Origin of the sequence: Streptomyces sp. SID13666, from assembly GCF_010548325.1 — a bacterium.
Taxonomy (GTDB): Bacteria; Actinomycetota; Actinomycetes; order Streptomycetales; family Streptomycetaceae; genus Actinacidiphila; species Actinacidiphila fildesensis.
On record NZ_JAAGLX010000022.1, the window covers coordinates 1 to 15,590 of the forward strand.

12 protein-coding genes and 2 pseudogenes are annotated in these 15,590 nt (G+C 70.5%); 6 read left to right on the forward strand and 8 right to left on the reverse strand.

Annotation, left to right across the window (positions count from 1 at the left end):
• Positions 1-187: pseudogene (locus G3I60_RS25300) on the reverse strand (Crp/Fnr family transcriptional regulator); the annotation flags it as partial.
• Between the two features lie 385 nt (positions 188-572).
• Here G3I60_RS25300 and G3I60_RS25305 point away from each other — a divergent pair.
• Together G3I60_RS25305 and G3I60_RS25310 are read left to right on the forward strand one after the other, a co-directional pair.
• The gene (locus tag G3I60_RS25305) at positions 573-1,760 is read left to right on the forward strand and encodes a family 2 encapsulin nanocompartment cargo protein terpene cyclase (RefSeq protein WP_164296888.1); all 1,188 of its coding nucleotides are present in this window, start codon (positions 573-575) and stop codon (positions 1,758-1,760) included.
• Between the two features lie 142 nt (positions 1,761-1,902).
• Positions 1,903-2,769, forward strand: coding sequence for a geranyl diphosphate 2-C-methyltransferase (locus tag G3I60_RS25310; protein WP_164296890.1), 867 nt, complete (start codon positions 1,903-1,905; stop codon positions 2,767-2,769).
• Between the two features lie 94 nt (positions 2,770-2,863).
• Here G3I60_RS25310 and G3I60_RS45685 read toward each other — a convergent pair whose 3' ends face one another.
• Genes G3I60_RS45685 through G3I60_RS25330 form a run of 4 tightly spaced genes read right to left on the reverse strand, consistent with a single transcriptional unit; the run spans position 2,864 to position 7,658 of the window.
• On the reverse strand, positions 2,864-3,877 hold the full coding sequence (locus tag G3I60_RS45685; protein WP_164296892.1) for a GNAT family N-acetyltransferase: 1,014 nt from the start codon (positions 3,875-3,877) through the stop codon (positions 2,864-2,866).
• On the reverse strand, positions 3,874-5,148 hold the full coding sequence (locus G3I60_RS45690) for an MFS transporter (protein WP_164607747.1): 1,275 nt from the start codon (positions 5,146-5,148) through the stop codon (positions 3,874-3,876). Before G3I60_RS45690 ends, G3I60_RS45685 begins: the two co-directional genes overlap by 4 nt.
• Positions 5,145-6,401, reverse strand: a complete 1,257-nt coding sequence (locus tag G3I60_RS25325) for an acetyl-CoA carboxylase biotin carboxylase subunit family protein (RefSeq protein ID WP_164296896.1) — start codon at positions 6,399-6,401, stop codon at positions 5,145-5,147. The genes G3I60_RS45690 and G3I60_RS25325 overlap by 4 nt, the downstream gene beginning before the upstream one ends.
• Before the next feature lie 3 nt (positions 6,402-6,404).
• Positions 6,405-7,658 carry an ATP-grasp domain-containing protein gene (locus G3I60_RS25330; RefSeq protein WP_164607749.1) on the reverse strand — a complete coding sequence of 418 codons (1,254 nt, stop codon included), beginning with the start codon at positions 7,656-7,658 and terminating at the stop codon, positions 6,405-6,407.
• A 218-nt stretch (positions 7,659-7,876) separates the two neighbouring features.
• Between G3I60_RS25330 and G3I60_RS25335 the strand changes: the two genes are divergently transcribed.
• The 3 genes from G3I60_RS25335 (at position 7,877) to G3I60_RS25345 (ending at position 12,079) form a co-directional block, all read left to right on the forward strand.
• Positions 7,877-9,370, forward strand: a complete 1,494-nt coding sequence (locus G3I60_RS25335) for a radical SAM protein (RefSeq protein WP_164296900.1) — start codon at positions 7,877-7,879, stop codon at positions 9,368-9,370.
• Positions 9,367-10,434, forward strand: a complete 1,068-nt coding sequence (locus G3I60_RS25340) for a DUF1152 domain-containing protein (protein WP_164296902.1) — start codon at positions 9,367-9,369, stop codon at positions 10,432-10,434. The genes G3I60_RS25335 and G3I60_RS25340 overlap by 4 nt, the downstream gene beginning before the upstream one ends.
• A 226-nt stretch (positions 10,435-10,660) precedes the next feature.
• Positions 10,661-12,079: a cytochrome P450 gene (locus G3I60_RS25345; protein WP_164296904.1), complete on the forward strand. Its 1,419-nt coding sequence runs from the start codon at positions 10,661-10,663 to the stop codon at positions 12,077-12,079.
• Positions 12,080-12,095: 16 nt separating this feature from the next.
• On the opposite strand, the pseudogene G3I60_RS45695 reads toward G3I60_RS25345, so the two are convergent.
• From G3I60_RS45695 to G3I60_RS25360, 3 genes and pseudogenes are all read right to left on the reverse strand, one after another.
• Positions 12,096-12,254, reverse strand: a pseudogene (locus G3I60_RS45695) (aminopeptidase); the annotation flags it as partial.
• A gap of 85 nt (positions 12,255-12,339) precedes the next feature.
• Positions 12,340-13,641, reverse strand: coding sequence for a hypothetical protein (locus tag G3I60_RS25355; protein ID WP_239070210.1), 1,302 nt, complete (start codon positions 13,639-13,641; stop codon positions 12,340-12,342).
• Between the two features lie 33 nt (positions 13,642-13,674).
• Positions 13,675-13,884 carry a hypothetical protein gene (locus tag G3I60_RS25360; protein WP_164296906.1) on the reverse strand — a complete coding sequence of 70 codons (210 nt, stop codon included), beginning with the start codon at positions 13,882-13,884 and terminating at the stop codon, positions 13,675-13,677.
• 217 nt (positions 13,885-14,101) lie between these two features.
• Here G3I60_RS25360 and G3I60_RS25365 point away from each other — a divergent pair, with 217 nt between their 5' ends.
• Positions 14,102-15,292, forward strand: a complete 1,191-nt coding sequence (locus G3I60_RS25365) for an MFS transporter (protein WP_164296908.1) — start codon at positions 14,102-14,104, stop codon at positions 15,290-15,292.
• The last annotated feature ends 298 nt before the right edge of the window (positions 15,293-15,590 follow it).

The following is a 15,590-nucleotide window of genomic DNA, read 5'->3' on the forward strand; positions in this document are numbered from 1 at the left end:
GGTAGGTGCCGGCCGTGACTTCTACCCAGGGCAGCATGCGCAGCAGCCAGCGGGAGGAGATTCCCGCCATCTGAGGTGCGGACTTGGTGGTGGTCGCCAGATTCCGGGCAGCAGCCGTATCAAGGCTCGTATGGGACGGGCTGTTTCCCTGAGCGGGCGCGGATTCCGGACGGGCTTCGATCGACATGGATGGAGTCCTTTGCCGTGGCGTTCTTTTATGTCCGTGGATTGCTTTTCCCACACGAAGTACGGCGTCAGTTCCTGAATGCGTATGCCGTGGTGACTCGGAGGAATTCCTGTCGCCGGGGCCGGCGGCCGACCTGGTGCCGTCTTCGGCCCAACTCTCGTGATTGCAGGGGAACTCGCCGGTTGAAGTATTGCTGATCTTCCTCCGCCGCGCTATCACTCGATCGAGTGAGTGTCAGATGCAGCCATGACGGTAATGATTCAGCCCAGGCGCTGCGCCCACATGGCTCAGAATCAACTTATTCATTGGGTTACCGCGAAGGATTCCGGCGTGGCGCGTGAACGGCATCGAACCTATCGCCACGTCAGGCAGGGAGAGCCACGCAATGACCACCACCGGCCGGGGTCAGCCCCCGGCCGAAGCGCTGGAACGAGTCCTCGCCGGGCCGACCGGTCTGGGAAGCGCCGCCAGCCGCTTCGCACGTCCGCCCCACCCCCCGGCCCGCCCGGCACAGCCACCGGCAACGGCGCCGGCCCACCCGGCACCTGCGACGGCACAGCCACCCGCACTCGCCCCGGCCCCAACGCCTACGTCGGCACCTGCACCTGCGCGGATCGAGGGCCTGCACTGCCCGCCCGCGGTCCGCGACGACCGAACGCTCGCCGACCTGATCAATGAGCAACTTCTCCAATGGGCCGACGACGTGGACCTGTTCCGGTCTCCGGACCTGCGCGCCGGTCTGCTGCAGTTCGACCCGGGCCGTTCCGTCGTGCTGTGCCACCCCGACGCCCCCACCACCGGCCACCTTCTGACCGCCGCCAAGCTCCTGGCCGGCGAGAACGCGGTGGACGACTACTTCTGCGAACCCGAGTTGGGCGGCACACCCGACGGCCTCGGCGCCCGTCTCGCGGTCGCCCAGTCCGCGATCGACCCCAGCCACATGCCCGCCCCCTACGACGCCGACTGGCGGGCGGCCCTGGCCGCGCATCCGGCGCTGCGCGCCATGCACTCGGCGATGGAGTCCTTCACCCAGCTCGCCACCCCCGCACAGTCCCACCGGTACCGCCATGAGATCGCCAGCCTGTACCTCGGCTACGAGGCCGAAGCCGCCTGCGTCCAGGAGGAACGCACCCCCCGGGTATGGGAGTACCTGGTGCAGCGCCAGCTCAACTCCTTCCGCCCGTGCCTGGCGATCACGGACGCGATCGGCGGTTACGAACTGCCCGCGGAACTGTTCGCCCTGCCGTCCGTGCAGCGCGCGACCGCGCTCGCCTCCACCGCGTCCACGGTCCTCAACGACCTGTACTCCCTGCGCAAGGAACAGGCGTCGGGCCGCTTCCACTACAGCCTGCCGACCGTCATCGCGGAGGAGGAGGACTGCGCGATCGAGGACGCCTTCACGAAGGCCATCGAAGTGCACAACGAGCTGGTGCGCGCGTTCGAGACCGAGGCCGCCGCGCTCACGGCTCATCCGGTCGCCGCCCGGTACGTGGCCGGGCTCTCGAACTGGATGGGCGGCAACCACGAATGGCACGCCGGCCACGTCGGCGGCCGGTATGCCACCTCGCCCTGAGAGCGGAACCCGCCCCGACGAACGACGCCGCACTCCCGCATGCGTCCTGCCCAGCCTGCCCGGCCCCTGAGCCGAGCCGCTGAGCCCAGACCTTGAGCTCAGCCCCTGAAGTGACCTGACGATCAAAGGAGCAAGCCCGCACATGACCATCGACCACATCACCGCCCCCGCCCCTCTCCTCAACACCAGCCCTTACCAGCGGTCCGTCGCCGCCTACTGGAACGCTGAGAAGAACCCGGTCAACCTGCGCCTGGGCGACGTGGACGGCATCTATCACCACCACTACGGGATCGGTGACGTCGACTGGTCGGTCCTCGACGCGTCGGAGGACATGCGCGAGAACCTGGTCACCAAGGAACTCCACCGACTGGAGTGCAACCAGACCGAGTTCCTGCTCGACCAGTTCGGCGCGATCGGTCCCGAGGACCGGCTGCTGGACGCCGGATCGGGCCGCGGCGGGGGCAGCATCGTCGCGAACCAGCGGTTCGGGTGCTCCGTCGACGGGGTGTCCATCTCCCAGTCCCAGGTCGACTTCGCCAACGACCAGGCCGTCAAGCGGGGTGTGGACGACAAGGTGCGGTTCCACCTCAAGAACATGCTGAGCACCGGCTTCGACTCGGGTACGTTCCGCGGGATCTGGAACAACGAGAGCACCATGTACGTCGATCTGGCGCAGCTGTTCGCCGAGCACTCCCGGCTGCTGGCACGCGGCGGGCGGTACGTCACCATCACCGGCTGCTACAACGACACCTATGGACTGCCCTCCCGGGCGGTGAGTCAGATCAACGCGCACTACATCTGCGACATCCACCCCCGCAGCACGTACTTCAAGGAGATGGCGGCCAACCGCCTCGTCCCGATCAGCGTCGTGGACCTCACCGCCGCGACGATCCCGTACTGGGAGCTGCGCGCCAAGTCGTCGCTGGTCACCGGTATCGAGGACCCGTTCCTCACCGCCTACAAGGACGGCAGTTTCCAGTACCTCCTCATCGCCGCCGACCGCGTCTGATCACTCAGGCCCTCACTGCCCCTCTGCCGGACCGTCGCGCGACGGTCCGGCAGAGGTCCTTCCGTACGGACAGCCGCCTCCCTGGATCGCCCGGTCAGCGTGGCGGGTCGGCCAGCGCCCACAGCGGCGACGTGTGTGCTCCACGGGCGCGCTTGGCGGCCAGGGACTTCATCCCGGCGTGGAGATGTGTGCAGCCGTGCCGGTACGCGTCCTCGATCGGCAGGTAGTAGGCGAGGTTGAAGTACTCGAACGCGTCCCCGGTGTGCTCGGGATCATGGCCGACGGCCCGCAGCCACGCGGTGTTCCCGAAGTGGTAGACGAGAGAGAAGCCGACCATGGCGGGGCCGTCGTAGGCTGCGGTGACCTGGGCGTCCTCGCCCATGGCCTGGGCCTGGCGGCGCATGACGCCGGTCATGGCCGCGGTGTCGGTGACATGGCCGTGGCGGCGCTGCAGGATCGCCAGCAGCCGTCCGGCGTCGTCCACGCAGTTCGCGAGCGGTTCGGTGCGCACGGTCAGGGCCCGGGCGTCGAACGCGCGGCGTTCGCCGCGGATGCCGCTGCGCCGCTTGGCCGGGAGCGCGGCGAGGTAGTCGTCGAAGCCCGTGCCGGGCAGCGAGATGGTGGCGTCGTCCTCGATCCGGCGCGGCGCCGTGCCATAGGAATCGCCGAGTTCCGTGGCGGCCCGGTCGGTGAGGTAGGGCCACCAGTGCCAGGTGCTGTACCGGGCGGCGTGCTCACGTGCGGCGTCGCGCAGCATCGTCAGGCAGTCGGCACGTTGCCGGCCGTCCAACCCGGGGGCCAGCAAAGGGGCGTTGTGGTACCCGCGTCTGGCTCCGGCGATGACGCGCGGAGCTTCGTCCTGCCCCACGTCCAGATGGTGCTCCGGCCGGTAGTTGGTATTGGGCTCGTCGTGCACCAGGTACAGGGGGGCGGCGGCGGTCAGCCGGCCGTGCGGGTCCCGGACGAGGAGGTAGGTGCAGGTCGCGCTGGGGTCGGTCTCCTCGCCCGCCAGCCAGCGGTGGGAGAGGTACAAGCTCGTGTCACGGGCGAGGTGGTCCCACTCGGCGGCGGGGACGGCGGTCAGCGTGGGGACGGTCTCGAGGTTCACCGATTGCGCTTTCGACGGGGGCGGCTGGACGGGAACGCTGACCCCGAGGGGACCAACGGGAGGACGGCCAGGGCGGCGAGGACGCAGAGGATCGCCTCGAAGGCCCACGGCAACAGCGACGAACGGTGCAGCAGCACGGTGAAGAGCACGGGCGCCGCCGCGCCGCCCACGGACCACGACATCTGGAACAGCGCCTGGTGGGATCCCCGGGCGGCCGCCGGACCGAGCGTGGTGGACAGTTCCGCCATGGCCGGTGAGCAGAGGATCTCCCCGACGGTGAACAGCACGATGCCGACCGCCAGCGCGGGCCAGGCCAGTGGGCGCAGGCCCGGCAGGGCCGGTGCGGCGAACGCGGCCATCGACAGGGCGAGCACGGCGTAGGCGACGGAGACCGCGTGCCGGGCGGCGCGCGGGGCCAGGTGTGCGGTCACCGCTGTCGCGGTGAGGGCGACGGCCACGGTGTTGACGAGCAGCAGCACGCTGGCGGACCAGGCGGACAGCCGCAGAGCGCTCGTGGCGTAGAGCGCGAGCAGGACCGACAGGATCGCCTGGGCGAACACATAGGGCAGGTTGAACAGGACCAGGGCCAGGTAACGGCGGTCGATGGACCATGTCGTGCGTCCAGGAGGTGCGTTGGGGCGTCCGGACGCCACATTGAGGGTCGCGAACAAGGTGGCGGCGAGGCAGTAACTCGCCGCGTCGGCGACCACCAGAGCGGTCAGTGCTCCGGTGCCCCACAGGGCGAGGGCCGCGGCGGCGATCGCGGCTCCGGCGGCGAGACCCGTGTTGCGCAGCGAGGAGGTGAACGCGAACCAGGTACGCGGTTCGTCCCCCGCCGCCACCAGCAGGGTCAGCGACCGCTGGCTGGTGTAGTAGCCGTTGATGCCCGCCTGGACCGTGAAGTACGCGGCCGCGATCTGCCACGGCCGTTCCGCGACGAGAAAGCCGCCGAAGCCCGCCGCGCAGACCAGATTGGAGGCGACGGCGAGGTGCTTCGGTCCGGCCCGGTCCATGATCCGGCCCGCGAGGGCGGTGAGCGGGAGGGCGGCCAACTGGCCCGTGCTCGCCGCCGCGCCCGCCGTCGCGGCCGGGATGTGCCGGACGGTGATGAAGAACAGCAGCCCCAGCGGCAGCAGCAGCCCGTTGCCGATGGAGTCGATGACGTGGGCGACGACGAACCGCCCTCGTCCGCGCAGCTCGGGCAGACCGGCGACACCGGCGATCCGGGCGGCCCGGCGGCGGCGGGCACGGCGGCCGGTCGCTCCGGTCACGGGCCGCACAGCAGAGCGCGGACCTTGTCCATCATGACGGGGGCGAGGATGCCCGAGTGGGAGTTGATCGTGTCGAGTTCCTTGACGGCGCGCTGCTCGTCACCTTCCTCGCAGGTGAAGGTGACGATGTCGCCGTGGCTGGTGCCGTCGATGACCAACTCGTGCGCGGTGACCAGGCCGAGGCGGTCGCGGAGTTCGTCCGCCGCCTGTCCGACGGGCCGGTCGGCCAGGAACTCGATCGCCCAGCGCTTGCGCCGGGTGTCGGGTCGCGCGGCGTCCGGGTACCGGCCGCGTGCCATGTCGGCGAGCGTCGCGAAGGTGTTGGTGCCGGAGGCGGCGCAGGACAAGGTGGTGGCTCCGCCGATGCGCGGATTGATCTCCAGGACGACGTAGCGGCCGTTGACGTGGATCATGTCGACGTTGACCGAGCCGTACACGCCGAGGCTCTCGCACAGCCCGACGAGACGCTCGGCGACCGGGGCGAAGTCGGCGTCCGCCTGCGGGCGCGGTCCGCACCAGCGCAGGTCGGCGAAGGTGAACGCGGCCCCGCCGCCCGCCTGTCCGGTCCAGCACAACGGCAGGACGCTGTAGTTCCCGGGCGCGCCGACGATGTCGACGGAGCACAGCTCGCCGGTCAGACACTCCTCCAGCACGGCGCTGACCGGGGGCGGGTCGGCGAGATAGGCGTCGAGCGCGGCGCGGTCCGGAAGGAAGCGGATGCCCATGCTGGTGGAGTCCCACAGCGGTTTGGAGAGCAGCGGGTAGCCGATCTCACCGGCGGCGACGAGCAGGCTCTGACGGTAGGCGGGCACGGGCAGACCGCGCCCGGCCGTCAGATCGCTGTCCGCCCGGATCCCTCGGGCGACCTCGAGTCCTGCGGCGATGAGGGCCTGCTTCGTCTCCCACTTGTCGCAGAGCAGCCAGGTGGCGGCCAGCGGTGTCATCACGGTGGGGATGCCGCGTGCGTCCAGGAGTGCTTTGGCGGTCGCGTCGCGCAATGCGTTCTCGCAGGGCAGCGAGACGGAGACGGCGGCGTCCGCTCCCCACGCGCTCACGGCGTCGGCCAGTTCCAGGGGTGTCACCGCGGGGTCGAGGTGCTCACCCCCGGCGGGGAAGTCGGCCGGGCCGCACGTGCCGTGGGTGCGGAACAGCCGGGATTCGATGCCGTCGGCGGTCAGTTCGCGGACGGCCTGCTGGATGTAGGGGTCGGCGCGCTGGATGTCGACGGAGCGCAGGAACGCGATCTTGTGCATGGGTCAGGCCACCTCGATAGTCGTCTGGGATATCGCCCGGTCGGCCAGCAGTTCGGCCTGGGCGGGGTTCGGGGCTGTCGCGATGACATGGCCGATCCGGCAGGAGTTGTCGACCGGGGCGCGCAGCGGATCGCCGGGTCGTACGGTGAACTCGCTGTACACACCTGGGAGATCGGCGGTGCGCAGGGTGCGCAGGATGCCCGCTCGGGGCGGGACGAGGAAACGGATCGCGCAGGCGGCATCCCGCAGGGCCGTCGTCTCCGGGGCCTGGCCGAGGACCACGCGCAGATAGGCCCGGGCCTCGCTGATGCCGGTGGCGTGCTCCACCACTTCGCAGATGTTCCCGCCGGGCAGCCGTGCCCCCGTCTCGATGACGACGGGGCGGCCGCTCCCGGGGGGAAGCTTCAGTTCGGTGTGGGCGACGCCGTCGCGTATCCCCACCGCGAGCGCGGCGCGGGCGGCGACGGCCTGAATCTCGTGCGCGGCGGCGTGGGGGAGCGGTGCGGGGCAGGTGTGCCCGATCTCGATCCGATACGCGTCCACGGTGGTGTGCTTGCGGACCACCGGCAACGGGAACGGCCGGCCGTCCTGGACGACCGTGTCGGCGCTGTACTCGGGGCCGTCGACGTACTCCTGGACGATGACGCGGGGGTCGAGCGACAGGCCGTGCGGGGCCGCGACGGTGTACTGCTGGGCGGCGTCGACGGCCGCCCGGACCTCGTCAGGACCCCCGACGACGCTCACGCCCCAGGAACCGCCCTGCTCGGCCGGTTTGATCACCAGAGGGAAGGCGAGATCCGCGGCGCCGATGAGGTCGAGTGCCTCGTCGCCGGTCCCGGCGACGACGGTGCGGGGAACGGAGACGCCGGCGTGTTCCAGCGCGGCGGCCATGGCGATCTTGTTCCGGGATGCCTCGGCCCGGTCGGGGTCGTTGCCGGGGAGGCCGAGGCGGTGCGCGAGCCGGGTGGCGAGCGGAGTGAGCAACTCCCAGCAGGCGGCCACCGCGTCGACGCCCTCGGCCCGGCAGTAGGCCTCCATCTCGTCCAGGGCGCGGTCGGGGTCGGCGAGATCGGTGCGGCAGACACCCGCGAGCTCCGCGCGCAGACCGGCCGGGTAGCTGTCGTAGATGTCCTTGTGCGTACCCGCGTGGACGACCGCGCCGAGGTCCCGGGCGGCCGCGGTGAGAAAGCGGCCGGAACTGCCGAGCGGCTCGACGACGAAGATCTTTGCTGTGGCGTTCCCCCAGGTGCGGTGCATTGGACCACTAAAACCGGGATGCGGTCCGGCGGTCCATCGGGACGTCGTCCGAAAGATCGTGCTCGTCCGACCGGGGTTGTTGGAGATACCTATGAACAACTCGCCAGTAGGGCAGGCCAAGTTGGGCCATGCCGCCTATGGAGGAACCGGTCGCCGGTGAGGTGGAGTGGAGCGCACAAGGTCAACTTCGATGACCTCACGCCCAGGAGAGGGAATCCGTGAGCAATCCGACCGACCAGCTCGCCGACTGCATAGCCCAAGGTGTGATTCCGCCCTACAACTACTCCTATCCGCCGCGGTCCACCTATCGCCCGCTGGCTCCCGGCCAGTGGGATCTACAGGAACTGTGGGCACAGGATCTGACGAAATATCAGGTACCCGAGCTCAATCTGTACCTGCACGTGCCCTTCTGCCGCTACAAATGCGGCTTCTGCAATCTCTACACGGTTATCTCCACCGATCAGGACCTCTACGACGCCTATACCGACGCGCTGTGCACCCAGATCCGTGACCACGCCGAGATCATCCAGGCGCGCCGCCTGCGGACCGTCTACATCGGCGGCGGCACCCCGGCGCTGCTGTCCCTGCGGCACTTCGAGCAGATATTCGCCACGATCGCCGAGATCTACCCCAACTGGCGCAGCACCGTCGAAGAGGTCGCCGTCGAGGCCACGCCGGACTCGATCGTCGCCGACCCGGACGGCTTCGAGGGGCTGATACGCCTCGGGCTGACCCGGGCGAACATCGGCATCCAGTCGCTGGTGCCCCAGGAGATCCGCGAGGCCGGGCGCGGCCAGGCCGGGCAGGACGTGATCCGCGAGGCGATCCGGATCGTCCAGGACAAGGGGCTGCCGGACCTGTCCACGGACCTCATCATGGGGTTCGCCGGACAGACCGACGAGAGCTGGCGGCACTCGGTCGACGAGCTCGCGGCGCTGGCGCCCACCACGATCAGCACCTACTTCCTCACGGTGCGGCCCGACGCCTGGTTCTCGAGGACCGGTGCGTACCAGTACATGTGGAAGCCGGAACTGTACGACCGCTACGACTACGCCCGCGAGGTCTTCACCGAGCACGGCTATGTGCAGGAAGGCTCCGTCCGGTACAAGACACCGGGCCGGGGCGGCTATGTGCAGAAGGTGCTGACGTTCCACGGGGTGCCGCTGCTCGGGCTCGGGGTGGGAGCCCGCTCCTACACCGGCGTGCTCGACTACATGACCGGTTCGGTCAAGCCGTCGATGAGTGAGGTCGCCGACTACATCACGCAGGCCAGGAACCATTCCCTGGTGCCGACCACCGGGTTCGCGCTGACCCCGGAGGAGATCGTCCGCAAGCGCCTGGTCCTGGACAGCTTCGACCTGGATCTGGGCGAGTTGGACGCCATCGGGCTCGCCGGGCTGCGCGACCGCATCGACCCCGTCCTGGAGGCGGCGGAGGCCAACGGGCTGATCCACCGTGTCGGACCGCGCAGGATCCAGCTCACGCCCAAGGGGTTCAAGTACCGCGACATCCTGTCGTGGTCGTTCTTCTCCGACCGGGTCATCGAACTCGACCGCGAGCACTACGAGAACCTCCACGACAGGAACAGCCGCGCGAAGAGGAACATGGGCACTCCCGTGCGGATCACCGGCGTCACCACGCAGGAGAACCCGCAGGAGAACCCGCAGGAGAACCTGCAGGAGAAGAACGAGCAGCGGGAGAAGTCCGCTTGAGCGACCTGCTGATCGCCGCGGGAGGCGGCGGAGATCCCGTCGGCACCGCCATCGTGCACGCCGCCACCTCCCGCGACCCGCACGCGGTCATCGCGACCTACGCATGGGAACGGCTCGAGGTCGACCCCACGCCCGGCCCGCTGGGGCCGGCCGCCTTCACCGGGTGGAGAGGGAGCGCCGGCGGACACCGGTTCACCGGGCGGACGACCGCCGTTCCACCGGCCGGCTCCACCCTGCCGCGCCTGTCGGAGAGCCTCGGTCCGTCGCTCCTCCTGCTCGATCCGTACCAGGGGGTGCCGGGACTCGCCCGGCAGATCCGCCGTGCGGCCGACGCCTCCGGCTGCGGGCAGGTCAGGATCGTGGACATCGGAGGCGACATCCTCACCCACGGCGACGAACCCACCCTGCAGAGCCCGCTTCCCGACGCACTGACGCTGGCCGCCTGCGCCACCGCCGGGGTCACGGCGAGCGTCCATGTCGCGGGTCCCGGCCTGGACGGTGAGATCCCGGAAGGGGTTCTCCTCCCTCGGCTCACCGGCGGACACCTGACGCCGACGGACCAGGACGTCCGGGCCGCGGCAGCGGCACTCGCCTGGCATCCCTCGGAAGCCTCCGCCCTGTTCGCCGCGGCGGCCACCGGCCGGCGCGGCACGGTACGGACGGTGGGCGACGAGGTCCGGCTCACCCCGGCGAGCGGGCAGGTCCACCATCTCACCCTGGACCAGGCGCTCGCCCACAACCCGCTGGCCCGTGCCCTGTACCAGGAACAGCCAGGAAGCCTGGAGGACGCGGAACGCCTCGCTCTGCGGACGTGCGGCTTCTCGGAACTGGCCCGCGAACGCGAGGCTGCCGAACGCCTTTCGGCCACCGCGCCCGCCTCGCGAGCGGTCCCCGTACCCACCAGCAGGGACCAAGTCCTGTACACGCTCTGGCAGTCCGCACCGGGAGCCGGCTGCGTCACCTTCCGGTACGCGGCGCGCGTTCTCGGCCTCTCCTGGCGGGACATCCCACGGCTACGCGAACTCACCAAGGCCGACGGACCGTTGCTGCCCCTCGTGATGTGAACCGTCAGGGGTTCCTCCTCCTTCGAGTGCTCTGCGGCCCGGCGACGTAACTTCGGTTTCCTTGGAGAGTTCTCACCTCGTCCGACCGATCCGCAGTCGGTCCGAAGGCTCCCGCCGCGAGGAACCGTATGTCCCAGCACCACCGCACCGCCCCCCGGACCCGCAGTGCCGAGCACGCGGCACCGCGGACGGCAATGTCGCCGGCTCCGGCCCGCCGCGTGCTCGCGTGACCGGCGCGGCACACGGCGGGCACCAGGAGGCGAAGGCCTACACGACGGGCACGGCGCCCGGCAGGTGGTGGCTCCTGGGCCACGCGCCGCGCATCATGAAGGATCCGCTGGCGTTCCTGACCTCGCTGTCCGCCCACGCGGACCTGGTCCGCATCGGCATCGGTCCGTGGCACGGCCTGGTCGTGTGCCATCCGGACCTGGTGCACCGGGTGCTGATGGACGACCGGACCTTCGACAAGGCCGGACCGATCTACGAGCAGAGCAAGCGCACTCTGGGAGAGGGCCTGGTGACCTGTCCCCACCAGGCCCATCGGCGCCAGCGACGCCTGCTGCAGCCCGCCTTCCGGCGCGATCGCCTGCCGGCCTACGCCGCGACGATGACCGGGCACATCGACACCATGACCCGCTCATGGACGGACGGGCAGACCATCGACGCCTTCTCGTGCATGCACGCGAACTCGGCGCGGGTGGCCACCGCGACGCTGTTCGCCGCCGGGCCGGACGAAGCGGCGATCGCGGAGATGGTGCGGTGCATCGACATCATCGTCAAAGCCGGGTTCTGGAACATGTTCGCGCCGCTCGGCAGGCAGCTGGCCCCGTGGAGCCGGCGCTGCGCGCGGGCCCAGGCCACACTGAACGCGACGATCGACGGGATCATCAGCGACTACCGCCGACGCGGCCAGCGCCACGAGGACATGCTGTCCCTGCTGTTGGAGGCCAGGGACGGGGACGGCTCGGACGGGGACCGGGACGGCTCGGACGGCGAGGGCACGGACGGCCTGGCCCCGTCCGAGATCCATGACCAGGTCATGTCCTTCCTCATGGCGGGCATCGACACCACCGGATCGACCATGGCCTGGGCCTGCCACCTCCTGGCCGGCAACCCCGGGATCCAGGAGCGCGTACGCGCCGAGGTCCACACCGTGCTGCGCGGCAGGGCAGCCGAGTGGCACGACCTGCCGCGGCTGGAGCTGACCGGCCGTGTCATCTCCGAGGCGCTGCGTCTGTACCCGCCCGGCTGGATCTTCACCCGCAAGGTGACTCAGGACAGCCGACTCGGCGACACGGTCCTTCCCAGGGGTACCACGGTGATCTTCAGCCCCTATCAGATGCACCGTCAGGGAGGACTGTTCCCCGACCCCGAGCGGTTCGACCCCGACCGCTGGCTCACCACCCCCGCGAGCCGGTTGCCGCGCGGGGCGTACATCCCCTTCTCCGCCGGCGCCCGGCAGTGCATCGGCAACGACTTCGGACTCACCGAGGCCACCCTCACCCTGGCAACCGTCATCGACCGGTGGCACCTGAACCCCCTGCCCGGCTCCCCTGTCCGCCCGGTCCCCGGCCTGGCCCTGCGCCCCACCCCGATTCCGCTGCGCCTGCACCGCACGAGCCACGACGCATCGACCGGCGCATGAGGGAGGACCACCGGCGTCACGCCAGGTCGAGCAGCTGCTCGTAGAAACCGCCGAAACCGTGCTGCTCGTCGATCAGATGGATCTCCAGGATCCAGTGGCAGCGCCGGCCCGCGCGGTCGGTGCGGCGGATCGGGGTGTCGTTGTCCGGAGCGATGTACGACTCGGCCTTGGCGCCACAGATGCGAGTCGGGTGATCTGTCCGTTCCTCCGGAAGGACTGCCAGGCGTCGGGCCAGTGGTCGGGCCAGGCGTGGGACGGACTCAGCCTGCTCGATGCCCGGCGTCGTCCGGGCGCGCGCCGGTGGTGCGGCCGGTCGCGGCCAGCAGGGCGAGTGCGGCGAGTACGGCGAGGAGGATGAGCACCAGCAGCAGGACGGTGAGCACCGTGGGGTGGTTCCAGAGGGCGAAGATCAGCGCGAGCAGCAGCAGCACGCCGGTCGTGAGCCACTTCCGGTAGCGCACCGTGAAGGTGCCGGCCTGGCCGGTGCGCACTCCGTGGGCGGCGCCCCAGCGCGCGGCGGAGTCCGCTGTGCGTTCGGCCGTGCCACGGACGGCACGCGGCAGCCGCCCCATGCCGGACAGGTAGGCACCGAGCGCGACGACCACGCCAAGGACCAGCGCGGTGCGGATGCTGACCTTCAGGAAGTGCAGGAGGGTGTCGAAGACCGCTGCGGCCGCGGGGGACTGGACCTGTGCGGGCAGGTGGTCGAGGTAGTAGTGCCGGGCGACGGCGAGGCCGATGGCGAAGATCAGGCAGATGCCGGCGGCGCCGAGCATGACGGTCACCAGTGCGCGGCGGCGTCGGCGGGCGAGCAGCACCCCGGCGGTGCCGAGCAGGGCGGTGAGCGCGGGCAGCCAGTTCCCGACGACGTCGAGCAGATGGGCCGCACCGCGGACCTTGGCGATCTTGTCGGACTGCAGGAGCACCATCTGCTTGTCGACGTCGGGGATCTTCGCAGCCGGTGCGAGGCCGGCGTCGACGAGTTCCTGCTTGACGCTGTCCACGGCGGCGCCGACATCAAGGGTGACGGTGCCGTCGTCGACGCCGACCGCACCGCGCCCTTCGCCGGTGAGGGCGTGCACGATGGAGGAGTGGGCACGCCGGTTGGTGTTGGTCCAGATGGTGGCGAACTTGTCGCTCCGCACGAACTTGCCCGCCACTTTTTCGACGACCTGCTGTGCGGCGTCGTCGATCTTGGGACCGAGCGCCTTGAGAGCATCACCGGCGCGGGGCGGCAGGCCCTGGGATTCCAGCCAGGCGGCCAGGTCGGAGGCGACCTGCCTGCCGTCGACCCGGACGCCCACGGCCTCGCCGATCCGGTTCACGGCGGCGTCCTGGATCGCCGGGTTCTCCGCGAGCGGGGCGACCGTGGAGACGTACCGGTCGGTGTCCAGCGCGATGTCGTGGACCCAGACGGCGATCAGTGAGACCGGCACGAGGATGCAGGTGAGCGTGATCAGCACGATCGAGAGGGTGCTCTTCACGATCCGTCCGGCGCGCGAGCCCCCCGTCCGGTCGGCTGCCGGCGGATCGGGCATGGGCGTCGCGGGCGGGGTGCTCATAGCGCTCCAAAGGCAAGTGCGGCCAGCCTGCCGCTACCTTCCATTGGCAGGCCGGGCCACCGTCCCCGCATCCGGGGCTAGGCCTCCCGGGCGACTGGCCGTCCCGGAGGAAGCGGGCGCGGGGGAGTGCGGCCGGTCGGTGCTCGCGTCGGCGTTGGGGAGCAGGATCACGGTCGCCGCGAGCACGGCCGCCGCGGTGCCGGCGATGATTTCGGACCGCTTGTTCGCCTGTCGGTGGCTCATCTCGCTGACCTCCAGCTGGATCACGAAGAACGCCCACGGGTGTCCGGCACGGTGCTGCCCCGCAACACCGTCGACGGTTGCTACGTGGTCCTACGCGGCCGGTCCGCACGGGACTCACGACCACTCACTCTTTGACAACCGCCGAGTGGTGCGGCGGCGCGGCGTGTCGGTCTTGCCGCGCAGGCCCGGGGCGGGGCGCGCGGTTACCGTCGGTGGCATGGTCGGTGATCGCCAAGGGTGGCGCCTGTGTTTCCTCGGCGGGGCGGTGTTCGCCGTGTGCATGGCCGGCACCACGTTGCCGACCCCTCTCTACGGTCTCTACCAGGAGAAGTTCGGGTTCTCCGAGCTGACGGTGACGGTCGTGTACGCCGTCTACGCCCTCGGGGTCATCGGTGTGCTGCTGCTGGCGGGCAATGCCTCGGACGTCGTGGGCCGGCGGCCGGTGCTGCTGGCGGGCCTGGGATTCGCGGTGGCGAGCGCCGTCTGCTTCCTGTGCGCGGTGGGGCTGGGCTGGCTCTATGCCGGCCGGCTGTTCTCGGGACTCTCCGCCGGACTGTTCACCGGGGCCGCCACGGCCTACGTGATGGAGCTGGCACCGGAGGGTGGCACCTCCCGGGCCACGTTCGTGGCGACGGCCGCCAACATGGGTGGACTCGGCTGCGGCCCGCTGCTCGCCGGAGTGCTCGCGCAGTACGCCGCCTGGCCGCTGTACCTGCCGTTCATCGTGCACCTCCTGCTGGTGGCGGTCTCGGCGGCCGCGCTGCTGCGCCTTCCCGAGACCGTACGGGAGCGGCGACCGCTGGCCGCTGTACGGCCGCAGCGGCCGGGACTGCCGCAACAGGTGCGCGCGGTGTTCGGGCCGGCGGCGATCGCCTCGTTCGTGGGGTTCGCCCTGTTCGGGGTGTTCACATCGGTCAGCCCCGCTTTCCTCTCGCAGTCCCTCGGAGTGGACAACCACGCCGTGAGCGGGCTGGTCGTCGCACTGGCCTTCTTCTCGTCGACCGCGGGGCAGCTCGCGGTCGGCCGGGTCGGGGTGGAGCGATCGCTGCCGCTGGGCTGCGCCGGGCTCTTCGCCGGGCTGGCGCTGCTCGCCGGCGCGTTGCGGTGGGACCTGCTCCTGCTCGTGGTGCTGAGCGCGATCGTCGGTGGTGCCGGGCAGGGGCTGGCGTTCCGCGGGGCGCTGTCCGCGGTGGCCGCGGCGTCTCCCGCCGACCGGCGCGCGTCGGTGATCTCGACGCTGTTCGTGGTGGCGTACGCGGGTATCTCGGTGCCGGTGATCGGGGTGGGGGTGCTGACCGGTCCGATCGGTCTGGAGGGTGCGGGGCTGGTGTTCATCGCGTGCATGGCGGTCCTGGTCTCGACCGCGGCCGTCTATCTGCTCCGGCGGCCGGAACGGGCGGCGACGTGAGCGCGGGCCCGAAGTCGGTCCGCCCGTCGGCCTGATGGGGGCTGTGGGTCGGGTGCGGGGGAGCGGTAGCCCGCTCGCGGTGTCCCGATCGAACACTTGAGGCATGGCGAACCCGAACGATGGCCGATACGGTCTGGGGGCCCGACCGAACCGGACGGCCCGATTCCGGCCGCCGGCTCCCGCGGGATCCCGGGACCACTACAGTGGCCCGCCGGGCCTCGCCCGATCCGATCCGTCCCCTCTGATGTGCGGTGTGTGAACATGGCGCGACCCGGCGAGCGTCCGTCGTGCTCCCATG

Coding starts and splice junctions, on each gene's coding strand:
- G3I60_RS25330 (WP_164607749.1), bottom strand. CDS start 7,658: ATGCACCGCACCTGGGGGAACGCCACAGCAAAGATCTTCGTCGTCGAG.
- G3I60_RS25325 (WP_164296896.1), bottom strand. CDS start 6,401: ATGCACAAGATCGCGTTCCTGCGCTCCGTCGACATCCAGCGCGCCGAC.
- G3I60_RS25305 (WP_164296888.1), top strand. CDS start 573: ATGACCACCACCGGCCGGGGTCAGCCCCCGGCCGAAGCGCTGGAACGA.
- G3I60_RS25360 (WP_164296906.1), bottom strand. CDS start 13,884: ATGAGCCACCGACAGGCGAACAAGCGGTCCGAAATCATCGCCGGCACC.
- G3I60_RS25365 (WP_164296908.1), top strand. CDS start 14,102: ATGGTCGGTGATCGCCAAGGGTGGCGCCTGTGTTTCCTCGGCGGGGCG.
- G3I60_RS25355 (WP_239070210.1), bottom strand. CDS start 13,641: ATGAGCACCCCGCCCGCGACGCCCATGCCCGATCCGCCGGCAGCCGAC.
- G3I60_RS25310 (WP_164296890.1), top strand. CDS start 1,903: ATGACCATCGACCACATCACCGCCCCCGCCCCTCTCCTCAACACCAGC.